This is a genomic window from Micromonospora sp. NPDC003944 (assembly GCF_053605225.1).
Genome location: NZ_JBSGIV010000029.1, coordinates 37765 through 51480 on the forward strand (window position 1 = coordinate 37765; position 13716 = coordinate 51480).

The following is a 13716-nucleotide window of genomic DNA, read 5'->3' on the forward strand; positions in this document are numbered from 1 at the left end:
ACGAACGTTAAGGTGCGCGACTGTCCACCGTCCATCCCCTAGTGGACAGTTTCGTGAATTCCTCAGCGCGGCGGATCGAGGCGGTGCACCAGCTCAGCGACGTCGACGCTGTATTCGCACCAGTCCCGGTCGGAGCGGTAGCCCAGCTCCGCGTTGACCTTCAGCATCGCCTCGTTGGCCTGCGCGTTCCAGGTCTGCACCTCGATCAGCTCCGGCTCGGCGGAGCGCAGCTCCAGCAGCATCCGGGCCTTGATCGCCCGATCGATGCCGTAGCCCCGGTGATCCTGCGCGACGATCGTGTCGTACTGGTCGGCGCGGGTCGGGTGCTGCGCCGGCACCACCACCTCGGTCAGGCCGGCCACCTCACCGCTCTGCTCGTGCCGGGCGAGCACGATGTACGGCTTCATGCCCCGCCGGTGCAGGGTGTCGAGGCTGTCGCGCAGCCGCTCCGGGTCGTACGAGCTGGGCCGCAGCTCACCGTCGTCGACGTCGCGCACCTCGGCCTTCGCCCGCGCGTACGCCTCGAGCAGGTCGTCCGGTGGCCCGCCCGGGAAGAACTCCACCTGGTAGCCCGCGCCGATGCCGGTGGCCATCTCGGCCAGCTCCGCCCAGTCGACGGCGGTCAGGTCGAGCACGCTGCGCGTCTCCACGTACTCCCGGGTGAAGCCGAGCGACTCGTAGAACCCGACGGCGGGCGTGTCGCCGACGACCTCGACCCCGATCGACCGGAAGCCCTCCTGGTAGACCCGTCGCGCGGCGCGCAGCACCAGGTCACGACCGAGGCCGCTGCGCCGCGCGGACGGGTGCACAAGCACCTCGAGCACGCCGATGTCACCGAGCAGGAGCACGTGCACCTGGCCGAGCACCGCGCCCGTGTCGCCCGGGGCGGTCGGCTCGGCCTGGGCGATCCAGGAGATGCGCCGCTCGCCGGGCATGACCTCGGCGAGGTATTCCCGCAGGGAAGTCTCCCGCCAGGGCGGGTCCTGCGGCAGGTCAGCCGCCAGGACCGCGTTCAGCGTGGCCAACAGCGACGCGATCTCGGCGGACGACGCGGTCCTGGGGTCCCACTCGCGCACCATCACCCGTCTAGCTTGCCGCTAACAGAGGCCCGGGGGAAGTGTCCAGATCTCCAACGTATCGAGACGATCACTTCACGCCCGACTGGCCCGTCCGTACCGGTTCGCGGTGTCGTAGACGTCCTGGGCGTAGCGTCGCACATCGTTGTAGGAGAGGATCGCGTTCCACCAGTCGCCCGGAATGCTCAGGTTTCGGCTGCCCTTGCAGAGGTAGTTTCCCGCCGCCAGAGCGGCGTCGTCCAGGTCGTGCGGGTCCTTGACGCCGTCGTTGTCGGCGTCCGCGCCGATCTCCTGCCAGGTGGTCGGGATGAACTGCATCGGCCCGATCGCCCGGTCGAGGGTCGAGTCCCCGTCGAGCAGCCCACGGTCGGTGTCGATGATCCGCATCCGACCGTCCTTCCCGTCCAGCGGCAGCCCGATGATCTTCGGCAGTGCCTTGCCGTCCTGCCCCAACCGAGCCCCGTTGGCCGTGCCGTGTCCCGATTCGACCTGACCGATCGCGGCCAGCGTGGTCCAGCTCAGCGCGCAGCTGCGGTTGGTCTGGGCGAGCACCAGCTCGGCGTAGCCGTACGCCTGCATGGCGACCGCGGGGACACCGACCTTGGCGCCGACCTGCTGTGCCCAACTGGCCAGCGCGTCCGCCGGCCGACCACCGACCACCGACCCGGTCGGCAGCCCGTTGCCGGGCAGCCCGCCGGTGGGCAGTGGGAGGGTCGGCAGCGGGCCGGTGGGCAGCGGTCCCGTGGGCAGCGGGCCGGTGGGCAGGCCGGACGGCCCCGGCGGCGGTGCGACGCCGGTCGGCGCGGCAGAGGCGTCCACAGCGACCGGGCGCGGTGCTCGGATCGTGGCCGGTACGAGCAGTGCTCCCGCCGCGGCGGTCGCGGCCACCAGCGCCAGCAGGAAGACGCCGGGCAGGGTCAGCCGACCACTCGGCCGGCGAGCCCAGGCTCGGGTCGCCCGGGCCGCGGAAGCCGCCGCCCGGCGCGGCGGCAGGCGTACCGCATGCGCGAACTGCACCCGCCGCCGACGGGCCGGGTCGGACGCCGGCACGACCGGAATCTCATCCACAGTGGTCTTCGCCGGGTCGGACGCACCGGCCACGGTCTTCGCGGCGTCGCCGGGCACATCGCGCTTGGGTGTGTCTTCGACCTTCGCAACGTCGGTCTTGAGGGCCTCGGTCTTTGCGTCCTCGGCCTTGGGGGCGGCCGCAGGGCTGGTGGCCGGGACGGGCTCGACCGGAGCCTTCGTGTCGGTGGCGCTCGCGTCCGGTTCGGACCGGGCGAGGCCGGCCGCCGTGGGCTCGGCCGCTTGTGGGGCCGGCGCGCTGGCCGGTGACGTGCTCGATGTTTCCGCCGAACGCCCGCTCAGCCAGGGGCGGCGGGGGCGGGGCACCTTGCGCACCGGATCGGGCCCTGCCCCCGAGCCTTCGAGGGGCCCGTCCAGCGGCGCGGCCGGTCGTAACGGTTGCACACGCTTGTCGTCCTCGCCGTCCACCACCTGTCGAGTATCACCCATGCTCCGCGAACCGCCAGATCCACGTACCCTGGGTGGCATGCCCCGGTACGAGTTCCGTTGCCGCGCCTGCGGCGACACCTTCGAGGTCAACCGTTCGATGGCGGCAGCCGGTGAGCCGGCCAACTGCCCACAGGGACACGCCGACACGGTCAAGCTTCTTTCCGCGGTGGCGGTCACCGGCCGGGGTGGTGCCGGCGGTGGCGCCCCAGCACCCGCCGCCGGTGGCTGCTGCGGTGGTGCCTGCGGCTGCTGATCCGGCCGATGCGCCGCTGCCTGGTGGGCCAGCCTTGCCGGGAGCGGGTCCGAGTGGCACGTTGAGGCGGCACGTGCCCGACCGTTCTCACGATGTGTGATCGTCCGGACTCAGGCAGCATGAACCCGACGTCACGGGCGGAGGTTCCTCGCATGTCGCCACGGATTCAGCTCCCGAGCGGTTGGGTGACCTTCGTGTTCACCGATATCGAGGGCTCGACCCGGCTGGCCCAGTTGCTCGGCCCGGACTACCGCCCGGTGCTCGCCGAGCACCGACGGCTGCTACGCCACACACTTGCCAGCACGGGCGGCGCGGAGCTGCTGACCGAGGGCGACTCGTTCTTCCTGGCCTTCGAGGACGCGACCGCGGCGATGACCGCGTGCCTGACCGCCCAGCGGGCACTGTCCAGCCACGACTGGCCCACCTCCGAAGCCGCGCCCCGGGTGCGGATGGGTCTGCACACCGGCTATGCCGAGCCGCGCGACGGCGAGTACGCCAGCCCCGAGGTGCACCGGGCCGCCCGGGTGGCCGCCGCCGCGCACGGCGGGCAGGTGCTCTGCACGGCGTCCACCGCACGTCGGGCCGAGCCGCTGCCGCCGGGTGCGGCCCTGCTCGACCTGGGGCTGCACCGCCTACGCGGCTTCGACGACCGGGAACGACTGTTCCAACTGGTCGCCCCCGGTCTGGAACGGCAGTTCCCCCGGCCCCGCACCGCCGACGCGGTGGCGCACAACCTGCCGACCCAGGTGACCTCGTTCGTCGGCCGGCAGACCGAGCGCATCGAGCTGGGCATCCTGGTTCGGCAGCACCGCCTGGTCACCGTGCTGGGCGCGGGTGGCGCGGGCAAGACGCGGCTCGCGGTGGAGTTGGCAAGCGGGGTTGTCGAGGCGTACCCCGACGGGGTCTGGTTCGTCGACATCGCCTCGGTGACCGACCCGGGGCTCGTGGCGTTCGCCATCGCCGCCGTGCTCGGCCTGCGTCCCGAGCCCGGCCGGCCGATGCTCGACACCCTCGTCGAGTACGCGGCCGGCCGCCGGATGCTCGTCGTGCTGGACACCTGCGACAGCCAGCCGGCCGCCTGCGCGGAGGTGATCGCGCGCCTGCTGTCCGGCGGCGGCGGCGTTCGGGTGCTGGCGACAAGTCGTGAATCCTTCAGCCTGCCCGGCGAGGTGGTGTGGCGGATTCCGCCGCTCTCGGTCGACCCGCGCGCGGACGGTGCGGACAGCGATGCGGTGGCCCTGTTGCTTGACCGTACGGCGGCGGCGCGCGGCGGCCGCCAGCCGGACCCGGCCGAGTCGGCCGATCTGCGTCGGGTGGTGCAGCGGCTGGACGGCCTTCCGCTGGCCATCGAGTTGGCCGCCGCCCGGCTGCGGGTGCTCTCCGTCGGCCAGCTCGCCGAGCGGTTGGACGACGTTCTCGGCACCCTGGACGCCGGCCGGGAGGACCCGGAGCCGCCGCCGGTGGAGCGGGGTTGGTCCGGCAACCAGCAGGACACCGTGGACCTGGTCGCGGCGGCGGCCGGGGCGTCGCCGCCGACCGCGGCGAGCCGGGCGGTGCAGCGCTCGGCCACCGAGCGACACCTGACCATGCAGGCCACCGTCACCTGGTCGTACCGGACGCTGGGGCCCCGAGCCGCGCGCCTGCTGCGGTGGCTGGCGGTCTTCGCCGGCCCGGTGGACCTGGCGACGGTGGAGTGGCTGCTTGGCGACGATCCACTGGACCCGCTCTCGGTCCTTGTCGACAAGTCGATGGTGTTGGCCGAGCCGCGGGCCGCCGGCAGCACCTACCGGATGCTCGACCCCATCCGAGCGTACGCGGCGCGGCGCCTCGTCGAGGCGGGTGAGGAGCAGGCCGCTCGGGACCGACACGTGGCCTGGTCGGCGCACGCGTTGGACCAGGCCCACCTGGGCCAGGACGGCCGGCCGGTGACACTGTCGCTGTACGCCCTCGACCCACTGGCCGGGGAGTTGCGCTCCGCGCTGCGGTGGTGCGCCACCGGCGGCAGCGCCCGCGCCGGCCTCGGTCTGGCGGGCGGGCTGGACCAGTGGTGGCTGGAGCGGGGGCTGGCTCGGGAGGGGCGGCTGTGGCTGTTCCGGTTGTACGGACGGATCGCGGAGACGGGTGAACGGATCCCGGAGGCGGAGCTGGCGGCGGCGTACCACATGCACTCGCTGCACGCGAGCGCCGACGGCGAGTTCGCCGAGGAGCTGCGCTACTCCCAGCGGGCGGAGGCGGCAGCCCGGCAGGCCGGCGACGCGGGGTTGCTGGCCCGGGTCCTCGCCGGCAGGGCCGCGCCGCTCGTGGACATGGGACAGTTCGCCGAGGCCGAACGGGTGTGCCGCGAGGTCATCGACTGGGCGCACGGGCAGGACGTGGTCGGCGAGGCGCTGTTCGCGGTGTTCAGCCTCGCCGAGCTGCTGTGGCGGCGCGGCGCCCTGGAGGAGGCGGCCGAGCTGCTGGGCGCGGTGCGTCCGGTGGAGGCCGTCCGACCCGTGGAACGGGGCCGGCGTTCGGTGGACATGCTGCTCGGAATGGTCGCGCTGGCCCGGGGTGACGTGATCGCCGCCCACGAGCACCTGCTTGTGGCGCTGCGCTCCCGGATGGGCCACGGCTACCACGGCCGGGCGTGCGACACCCTCAACGCGGTCGCGGTGCGCTGCGCGATCGGCGGGGATCGGCTGACCGCAGCCCGACTGTTCGGGGCCGCCCAGGCCACCCGGGCGAGCATGCGTGCCACCCCGGGCATCTACGGCGGTTACTGGGCCGAACAGCAGTCGGAGCTGCGCGCGGTTCTTGGTGACGCGGCCTTCGACGACGCGTACGGCGAGGGTGCCGGGCTGGAGCTGGACGAGGCCGCGGCGCTGGCACTCGACGTGGAACACCCGGACCTGGCAGCGGACTCGACCCGCTTCAGCACCGGCCTGTCCCAGCCAACCCCCCGCCGTCCCGCCGACCCCGACCCCGACCCCGAGCGCCACCCCGCCACCCGAACCGAACGCGCCTAACCCCACCCACCCCCACCCCCCCTGGCCGGGGTCCTGCCCGGTCCTGCCCGGACTGGCCCGTGTTGATCAAGAGGTTTGCGTCAGAGAACGCGCTTCCGCTGACCGAAACCTCTTGATCAACACGGTTTGGGGGGTGGGGTGGGGTGGGGTTTAGCGGGCTGCGGCTGCGGACTCGGCTTGGGCCTTCATTCGGGCGGCGCGGTCGATGTCGGCCTGTTGGACGGCCGCTACCGAACCGAAGATGCTGACCGCCTGGTAGTAGGTCCAGGCCAGGCTGTAGCAGGCCGGCCGGACGACCGAGTTGTACGTGGTGCAGACCCGCTTCAGGTCCTCGTAGAAGGCGCTGTCGAGGCGGGACTTGTTTGCGGAGAACTGGCCGACCGCCTTGTAGTTGCGGTAGCCGAAGTCGTGCCGGTAGCAGCCCAGGTTGAAGGTGAACCCGAGCGGGTTGTCCGGGCTGGACGAGCAGTAGTCGGTGGACCAGTTGAAGTTGTAGTCGACCCAGGGGGCCCGGTTGACCCGAGCGCTGTTCCACGAGTTGTAGCTGGACGCGCTGGTCTGGGTCCAGCTGGAGAGCACGGACAGCTTCTGGGCCGGGGTGACGGCGGCGGCGGGGGAGGCGATGGCGAGGGTGGCGAGCAGCGCTAGCGCGCCCGAGGTGAGCAGGGTGGTGAGACGTCGGGGCACGGTCTACCTCCGCGGGGGTGAGCGGGTGGGGCGTAAGTTACCGGCGGGTTACCGGATGTCGATGAGTGTCGATCAGCTGATCAACTAGGTGGTATGCACATCGCCAACTATTGGTGACATACGTTGAAACAGACGAATGCCCCGGACGCGCGAGGCGTCCGGGGCATTCCCGCAATCCGGTCAGCGCAGAACGAATGCCGGTGGGCTCGCGGGGCTCTCGTTTGCCGAGCGGTCCAACGCGGTCAGTTGGTAGGTGTAGCGCCGACCGGGTTCGGCCGACGTGTCCACCCAGGACTGGGTTCCACCGGGTGTGGCCCGCACGGTGTCGACCAGGTGCGCGGCGTCGGCCGTGGCACACCTGCCAGGCAGCGTGGTGCCGTCGTACCGGTAGATCGCGTACGAGGTGGCGGTGCCGAGCGGGCCGGTGCCGTCGGCGGGCTGCCGCCAGGTGAGTCGTACCCCGTCGGCCTGCCGGGTCGCCTTGCTGACCACCGGGAAGAGCAGCGGCCGGGCCGGAAGGTGGGGCATGGCCGGCACCAGGGCCGGGCGGGAGTAGTGCTCGCCCGCGTAGATGTCGGTGGCCCCGAGCCGGTTGGCCCGTACCTGCACCGCGGAGAAGTGCACGTTGCCCTGCACCTCCGGGTACGACCGGTTGAGGGTCAGGTGGTCGGAGAGCTCACGGGGGTTCTGCCAGTACGGTCCGTACGCCGGGTCGCCGCTCTTGTAGTCGGCCTGACCGATGTAGAGCTGCACGCGGGTGCCGCGCACCGTCTCGGCCCACCACGGCACGAGACGCGCGTAGTCGGCCGCCGGGTACTGGCCGATGTACCAGTAGAGCTGCGGCACCACGTAGTCGATCCACTCCTGCTTGACCCACGTGCGGGTGTCGGCGGAGATGATGTCGTACGACTGGCTGCCGGTGGTGTCCGAACCGAGCGGGTCGGCGGTCTTGTTGCGCCAGATGCCGAACGGGCTGACGCCGAACTTCACCCACGGCTTCGCCGCCTTGATCTTGCCGTTCATCTCCTGGATCAGCAGGTTGATGTTGTCCCGCCGCCAGTCGGCCCGGTCGGTGAAGCCCCTGTTGTGCGCCGCGAAGGCCGCGTCGTCCGGCACCTGGTGGGTGCCGCTGGGGTAGGGGTAGAAGTAGTCGTCGAAGTGGACGCCGTCGATGTCGTACCGCTTGACCGCGTCCATCATCGCGGTCTGGACGAACTCGCGTACCTCGGGGATGCCGGGGTTGTAGTAGAGCCGGCTGCCGGCCACGCCGGCCGGCGGGTAGGCGAAGGTCCAGTCGGGGTGCTGCTGGGCCGGGTGGCCAGGGGCGAGTTGGGCGAGGTCGGCGCCAGCGCCGCCGGGGGCCGGCATGGAGACACGGTACGGGTTGAACCAGGCGTGGAACTCCAGGTTGCGCTTGTGCGACTCGTCGACCAGGAAGGCAAGCGGATCCCAGCCCGGGTCCTGGCCGCGTACCCCGGTCAGGTACTCCGACCAGGGCTCGTACGACGAGGGCCAGAGCGCGTCGGCGGTGGGCCGGACCTGCACCACGACGGCGTTGTGGTGCAGTCGCCCGGCCAGGTCGAGCAGCTCGCGGTACTCGGCCTGCTGGGCCGCGATCCGGTCCGGGTTGGTCTGGGACGCCTTGCTGGGCCAGTCGATGTTGACCACCGAGGAGATCCACATCGCGCGGAACTGCCGCTTCGGGGTGGCCGGGTCGGTGGCGCAGGTGGCGGTGGTGGCGTCGGTCGGGCTGGGTGCGGCGCTCGCGGGGGTGGCGGTGACGACTGTGCCGAGCAGGGCTGCGACAAGCCCGGCGACTCCGAGTCGGGTGGCTTTCATGCGGTGTGTCCCTTCGTTGGGGCTCCCGGATGCTTCGCGCGGTGGGCGGCAAGATTCGCCGCCGATGTCCGCATCACTGGTAGGAAATTTTCACAATCTGGCCAGCGCCGCAAGGGTTCGTGGTTGACCAATCGCGCCGCTGGGTAGCAACGCCGGTCACCGGCCGCCACGGAGGTGGTCGCACGGTGGGAGGGGTGACCGGGTGTCCGTGCTGCGTACGAAACCAATCAAGGACGTGATAGCCCAGGGTGAGGCCGACGGCAGCGACGGCCAACCGGGGCTGAAGCGACGGTTGGGCGCGATCGACCTCACCGGCTTCGGCATCGGCATCGTGATCGGCACCGGGATCTTCACGCTCACCGGGATCGAGGCTCGGGACAGCGCCGGCCCGGGCGTGGTCATCTCCTTCGCCATCGCCGGCGTGGTGGCCCTGCTCGCCGCCCTCTGCTACGCCGAGCTGGCCTCCAGCGTGCCGACCGCCGGCAGCGCCTACACCTACGCGTACGCCACGATGGGCGAGATCGTCGCCTGGATCATCGGCTGGGACCTGCTGCTGGAGTTCGCGCTCGGCGCTGCCGTGGTGGCCCGAGGCTGGTCCGGTTACCTGGCCGAACTGCTCGACCTGCCGACCCGGTGGTTCGGCGAGGAGGGCAGCACCGTCAACGTGGGCGCCATCGCCATCGTGCTGATCCTCGGCATCGTGGCGATCGTCGGCATCCGGGAGTCCGCCCGGATCACCAACCTGCTGGTGCTGGTCAAGGTCGCCATCTGCGTCTTCGTGGTGGTCGCCGGCCTGTTCTTCGTCAAGGCCGCCAACCTCACCCCGTTCATCCCGCCGGCCGAGCCCGCCGGGAGCGGCGACGACGGCATCAAGCAGCCGGTCACCCAGGCGCTCTTCGGGCTGGAGCCGTCGGTCTTCGGCTTCGTCGGGGTGCTCAGCGCCGCCGCCGTGGTCTTCTTCGCGTACACCGGCTTCGAGGCCGTGGCCAACCTGGGTGAGGAGACGCGCAAGCCCAAGCGGGACCTCACCCTGGGCCTGCTCGGCACGCTGCTGATCTCCACCGTGCTCTACATCGGCGTCTCGCTCGTGGTGGTCGGGATGGTGCCGTACACCGAGATCGACAGGGGCGCCCCGATCGCGTCGGCCTTCGAGTCGGTCGGCGCGGGCTGGGCGGCCGTGCTGGTCTCCATCGCCGCGGTCGCCGGTCTGACAAGCGTCATCCTGGTCGACCTTGTGGCGATGGGCCGGATCGGCTTCGCCATCGCCCGGGACGGGCTGATCCCGCCCGCCATCGCCAAGGTGCACCCGCGCTGGGGCACCCCGTACCGGATCTCGGCGATCATGACGGTGGCGGTCGCGCTGCTGGCCGGCTTCCTGCCGCTCTCCGCGCTTGCCGATCTGGTCAGCATCGGCGCGCTCTGCGCGTTCGTCCTCGTGTCGGTGGCGGTGCCGATCCTGCGCCGCAGGCGCCCGGACCTGGAGCGGCCGTTCCGGGTGCCGTTCTCACCGGTGCTGCCGATCGTCTCGGCCCTGGCCTGCTTCTACCTGATGCTCAACCTGTCGGTGGAGACCTGGCTGCGGTTCCTGGCCTGGATGCTGCTCGGCGCGTTGATCTACTTCGGGTACGGCTACCGCCGCAACCGGCTCGCCCAGCACGAGCCCGCCGTCGCCCCGGCCCCCCGCGAACCCGACTAGTCGAAGAAGCGGGCCAGGTGCGACTGGGGTGCCGGGTCGGCGTCCGGGGGGAGGGGAGTCAGGTCGGCGAAGATCGAGGCACCGTCGCAACCGGCGTGCAGCGGGTACCAGCGCGGCGTGCCTGGCGGTCTGAGCTGGCAGATCCCCTTGAACGTCTGCACGTCCATCAGCCGGACGTGGGTCGGGTCGGCCACCGCGTTCACATGCCCCCACCAGGGGCTCATCACGTGCAGGACGCCACCGGGGCGGAGCACCCGATGACACTCGTCGACAAGTGGCAGGAAGTCGATCAGGTGCTCCAGGATGTGCACCGCGAAGAGGACGTCCACCGAGTTGTCGGCGAGCGGCAGTGAGCCGGACAGGTCCGCGACGGCGTCCACGCCGGGTGCCGGGTAGATGTCCAGCCCCAGGTTGCTCGACCACTGCTTGGTCGGCCCGCAGCCGAGGTCCACGACCACCGGCGCCCGCCCGCCGATGCCGACCCGGCACCAGACGCCGTAGACGCCGGCCAGCTGCCCCACCAGGCCCCGGACCAGCCGTAGCTGGGCCGGCTCGGCGACGTCGCCGCTCAGATGGGCCACCCCCCGGTCGAACCGCACCTCGACCGCCAGGCCCCGCAACCGATCATCGTGCTGGACCTGGTCCGCCCATGCCTGGGCGAGGAATTCGTCGATCGCCCGCAGCCGGTCGGCCGAGGGCGGAGTCTGTGCCAAAGCGACCATTCGGGCCACCTCCCGCCGCGCGATACCCGCAATCGCGCCCGTTATGCCCCACTGGCGAGGCGAGGGCCGAGCGGCGGTCGCGGTCGGCTCAGCCGGAGATGGTGCGGCGACCCCCGCGCATCCGCTGGCGGGGCGGCGGGTCGGCGGGCTTCGGCCGCTTCAGGTGATAGCGGTGCAGTTCGTGGTTGCCGGGCAGGGACGGGTCCTCGCTCATCGCGACCAACTCCCAGCCCTGGTCGCCGGCCCGGTTGAGGTGGGCCAGCGAGGTGTCGCCGTACGGCGTCACGTCGACCATCGAGCCGTCCGGGCCGTACCAGACGAAGACGACCTCCCAGCCGAGGTCGGTGGTCGCTGCCTGGCGGCGGCGGACCAGCAGGGCGTACTCCCACTTGAGCATGGCGTCATTCTCACCCCGCGCCGGCCCGTGAGCACGGATCAATCCTCGGCGATCCGCCCGGCGTCGACCCGCAGCCGTCGGTTGGTCTCGATGGCGGCGAGCATCCGCCGGTCGTGGGTGACCAGCAGCAGCGTTCCGGGGTAGTTGGCGAGCGCCGATTCGAGCTGCTCGATGGCGGGCAGGTCCAGGTGGTTGGTGGGTTCGTCAAGCACCAGCAGGTTGACCCCACGGCCCTGGAGCAGGGCCAGTGCCGCCCGGGTCCGCTCACCGGGGGAGAGGGTGGCCGCGGGTCGGGGCACGTGCGCCGCCCGCAGGCCGAACTTGGCCAGCAGGGTCCGCGCATCCGCCGGCGACAGGTGGGGTACGGCCGCCTGAAACGCGTCGATCAGCGGTACGTCGCCGAGGAACAGCCCTCGGGCCTGGTCCACCTCGCCGATCACCACGCCGGGCCCGAGCGAGGCGCTGCCCTCGTCCAGCGGTAGCCGTCCCAGCAGTGCGGCCAGCAGGGTGGACTTGCCCGAGCCGTTCGCCCCGGTCACCGCGACCCGGTCCGCCCAGTCGATCTGGAGGTCGACCGGGCCGAGGGTGAAGTCGCCTCGGCGTACCACGGCTCCACGCAGCGTGGCCACGACGGCGCCGGCGCGGGGCGCGGCGGCGATCTCCATCCGCAGCTCCCACTCCTTGCGGGGCTCCTCGACCACCTCGAGGCGTTCGATCAGTCGGTCGGTCTGCTTGGCCTTGGCGGCCTGCTTCTCGCTCGACTCGGCTCGCAACTTGCGGCCGATCTTGTCGTTGTCGGTGGCCTTGCGGCGGGCGTTCTTCACGCCCTTCTCCATCCAGCCACGCTGGGTCCGGGCCCGCGCCTCCAACCCGGCCTTGGTCTCGGCGTACTCCTCGAAGTCCGCGCGGGCGTGCCGACGGGCTACCTCGCGCTCCTCCAGGTAGGCCGCGTAGCCACCGCCGTAGTGGTTGACCTGCTGCTGCGGCAGGTCCAGCTCCAGCACCCGGGTCACCGTGCGGGTGAGGAACTCCCGGTCGTGGCTGACCAGCACCGTGCCCGCCCGCAGCCCGGTGACGAACTCCTCCAGCCGTTCCAGCCCGGCCAGGTCCAGGTCGTTCGTCGGCTCGTCGAGCAGGAAGACGTCGTACCGGCTGAGCAGCAGCGACGCCAGCCCGGCCCGGGCCGCCTGCCCGCCGGAGAGCCCGGTCGTCGGGTGGTCCAGGTCGACCGCGAGCCCCAGGTCGGCGCTCACCTGCTCGGCGCGTTCGTCGAGGTCCGCGCCGCCGAGGGCGAGCCAGCGCTCCAGCGCGTCGCCGTACGCGTCGTCGGCGCCCGCCGCCCCGGCGGTCAGCGCCTCGGTCGCCGCGTCCAACGCCGCCTGCGCGGCGGTCACCCCGGTCCGCCGGGCCAGGAAGTCGCGTACCGTCTCGCCCGGTCGCCGTTCCGGCTCCTGCGGCAGGTGCCCCACGCTCGCGGCGGGCGGGCTGAGTCGCACGCTGCCGGCCTCGACCGGCAACAACCCGGCGAGGGTACGCAGCAGCGTCGACTTGCCGGCCCCGTTCGGCCCGACCAGCCCGATCACGTCGCCGGGGGCGACAACCAGGTCCAGTCCGGCGAAGAGTGCGCGGTCGCCGTGCCCGGCGGCCAGGTCCTTGACGATCATCGTGGCGCTCATCAGGACGGCAGCCTATCCGGCCGCCCGCATACCACCGCTCCCCAGCGGGCAGACTCAACGACGTGGTGACCACACTGGCGATCGACTGCGGCGGCGGAGGCATCAAGGCGTCCGTGCTCGACGAGGCGGGAACGATGCGCGCCCGGCCGTTGCGGGTGCCCACCCCGTACCCGTTGCCGCCTGCGCTCTTTGTCCGGACCCTGCGGGATCTGGGCGGGCGCCTGCCGACGGCGGACCGGCTCACCGTCGGCGTACCCGGGATGATCCGGCACGGGGTGGTGGTCTCCACGCCGCACTACGTCACCCGCAGCGGCCCGCGCAGTCGGGTCGACCCGGACCTGCTGGCCGAGTGGTCCGGGTGGGACGCCCGGGGCGCGCTCGCCGACGCGTTCGGGGTGCCGGCCCTGGTGCTCAACGACGCCGAGGTGCACGGCGCCGGGGTGGTCGCCGGCACCGGCTGTGAGCTGGTGCTGACCCTGGGGACGGGGCTGGGCAGCGCGCTCTTCGACGGTGGGGTGCTCGCACCGCACCTGGAGCTGTCGCACGCGCCGGTGCGCTGGGGCACCACCTACGACACGTACGTCGGCGAGCCGGAACGGCGGCGGCTCGGCGACGCCTTCTGGTCCCGGCGGATCCGGCAGGTGGTGGACGGGCTCCGCCCGGTGTTCCGTTGGGACCGGCTCTACCTGGGCGGGGGCAACTCCCGACTGATCCGGCCCGAGCAACTGGCTCGGATGGGTGACGATGTGGTGGTGGTGCCGAACACCGCCGGAATCGTCGGCGGCGTCCGCGCCTGGGAGTTGTCCGCCGGCCGCCGGGACGCCAGAACCTGACCTGATCTCGACCCCGG

11 protein-coding genes are annotated in these 13716 nt (G+C 72.0%); 4 read left to right on the plus strand and 7 right to left on the minus strand.

Annotated elements, in window-relative coordinates:
• Positions 1 to 62: 62 nt before the first annotated feature.
• Both ACWER9_RS16420 and ACWER9_RS16425 read right to left on the minus strand, forming a co-directional pair.
• Positions 63 to 1079, minus strand: a complete 1017-nt coding sequence (locus tag ACWER9_RS16420; RefSeq protein WP_452302642.1) for a GNAT family N-acetyltransferase — start codon at positions 1077 to 1079, stop codon at positions 63 to 65.
• Positions 1080 to 1151: 72 nt separating this feature from the next.
• Positions 1152 to 2573 carry a lytic murein transglycosylase gene (locus ACWER9_RS16425; RefSeq protein ID WP_452302643.1) on the minus strand — a complete coding sequence of 474 codons (1422 nt, stop codon included), beginning with the start codon at positions 2571 to 2573 and terminating at the stop codon, positions 1152 to 1154.
• A gap of 55 nt (positions 2574 to 2628) precedes the next feature.
• On the opposite strand from ACWER9_RS16425, the gene ACWER9_RS16430 reads away from it, so the two are divergent.
• On the plus strand, positions 2629 to 2844 hold the full coding sequence (locus ACWER9_RS16430) for an FmdB family zinc ribbon protein (protein ID WP_452302610.1): 216 nt from the start codon (positions 2629 to 2631) through the stop codon (positions 2842 to 2844).
• Positions 2845 to 2996: 152 nt separating this feature from the next.
• A complete protein-coding gene (locus ACWER9_RS16435) occupies positions 2997 to 5849 on the plus strand; it encodes an ATP-binding protein (protein WP_452302611.1) in 2853 nt (950 codons plus the stop codon).
• 150 nt (positions 5850 to 5999) lie between these two features.
• Here the strand turns inward: ACWER9_RS16435 and ACWER9_RS16440 are convergent, their stop codons facing one another.
• Together ACWER9_RS16440 and ACWER9_RS16445 are read right to left on the minus strand one after the other, a co-directional pair.
• Entirely contained in the window at positions 6000 to 6536 is a 537-nt protein-coding gene (locus tag ACWER9_RS16440) for a phospholipase (protein ID WP_452302612.1), read from the minus strand.
• 180 nt (positions 6537 to 6716) lie between these two features.
• A complete protein-coding gene (locus ACWER9_RS16445) occupies positions 6717 to 8375 on the minus strand; it encodes a glycoside hydrolase family 10 protein (RefSeq protein ID WP_452302613.1) in 1659 nt (552 codons plus the stop codon).
• A gap of 202 nt (positions 8376 to 8577) precedes the next feature.
• Here ACWER9_RS16445 and ACWER9_RS16450 point away from each other — a divergent pair, with 202 nt between their 5' ends.
• Positions 8578 to 10071 (plus strand): amino acid permease, encoded by a 1494-nt coding sequence (locus ACWER9_RS16450; RefSeq protein WP_452302614.1) that lies wholly within the window; start codon positions 8578 to 8580, stop codon positions 10069 to 10071.
• Here the strand turns inward: ACWER9_RS16450 and ACWER9_RS16455 are convergent.
• From ACWER9_RS16455 to ACWER9_RS16465, 3 genes are all read right to left on the minus strand, one after another.
• Positions 10068 to 10793, minus strand: coding sequence for a methyltransferase domain-containing protein (locus ACWER9_RS16455; protein WP_452302615.1), 726 nt, complete (start codon positions 10791 to 10793; stop codon positions 10068 to 10070). The two genes, ACWER9_RS16450 and ACWER9_RS16455, sit on opposite strands and share 4 nt — an antisense overlap.
• 88 nt (positions 10794 to 10881) lie before the next feature.
• Complete coding sequence (locus tag ACWER9_RS16460; RefSeq protein WP_357196436.1) at positions 10882 to 11190, minus strand: hypothetical protein; 309 nt, start codon at positions 11188 to 11190, stop codon at positions 10882 to 10884.
• Positions 11191 to 11228: 38 nt separating this feature from the next.
• Positions 11229 to 12866 carry an ABC-F family ATP-binding cassette domain-containing protein gene (locus ACWER9_RS16465; RefSeq protein ID WP_452302616.1) on the minus strand — a complete coding sequence of 546 codons (1638 nt, stop codon included), beginning with the start codon at positions 12864 to 12866 and terminating at the stop codon, positions 11229 to 11231.
• Between the two features lie 62 nt (positions 12867 to 12928).
• On the opposite strand from ACWER9_RS16465, the gene ACWER9_RS16470 reads away from it, so the two are divergent.
• Positions 12929 to 13699 (plus strand): ROK family protein, encoded by a 771-nt coding sequence (locus ACWER9_RS16470; RefSeq protein ID WP_452302617.1) that lies wholly within the window; start codon positions 12929 to 12931, stop codon positions 13697 to 13699.
• Positions 13700 to 13716 lie beyond the last annotated feature (17 nt).

Bases quoted from the DNA above. Each gene is read 5' to 3' on its own strand.
- ACWER9_RS16460 (WP_357196436.1), bottom strand. From the start codon at position 11,190: ATGCTCAAGTGGGAGTACGCCCTGCTGGTCCGCCGCCGCCAGGCAGCG.
- ACWER9_RS16420 (WP_452302642.1), bottom strand. From the start codon at position 1,079: ATGGTGCGCGAGTGGGACCCCAGGACCGCGTCGTCCGCCGAGATCGCG.
- ACWER9_RS16445 (WP_452302613.1), bottom strand. From the start codon at position 8,375: ATGAAAGCCACCCGACTCGGAGTCGCCGGGCTTGTCGCAGCCCTGCTC.
- ACWER9_RS16455 (WP_452302615.1), bottom strand. From the start codon at position 10,793: ATGGTCGCTTTGGCACAGACTCCGCCCTCGGCCGACCGGCTGCGGGCG.
- ACWER9_RS16465 (WP_452302616.1), bottom strand. From the start codon at position 12,866: ATGAGCGCCACGATGATCGTCAAGGACCTGGCCGCCGGGCACGGCGAC.
- ACWER9_RS16435 (WP_452302611.1), top strand. From the start codon at position 2,997: ATGTCGCCACGGATTCAGCTCCCGAGCGGTTGGGTGACCTTCGTGTTC.
- ACWER9_RS16430 (WP_452302610.1), top strand. From the start codon at position 2,629: ATGCCCCGGTACGAGTTCCGTTGCCGCGCCTGCGGCGACACCTTCGAG.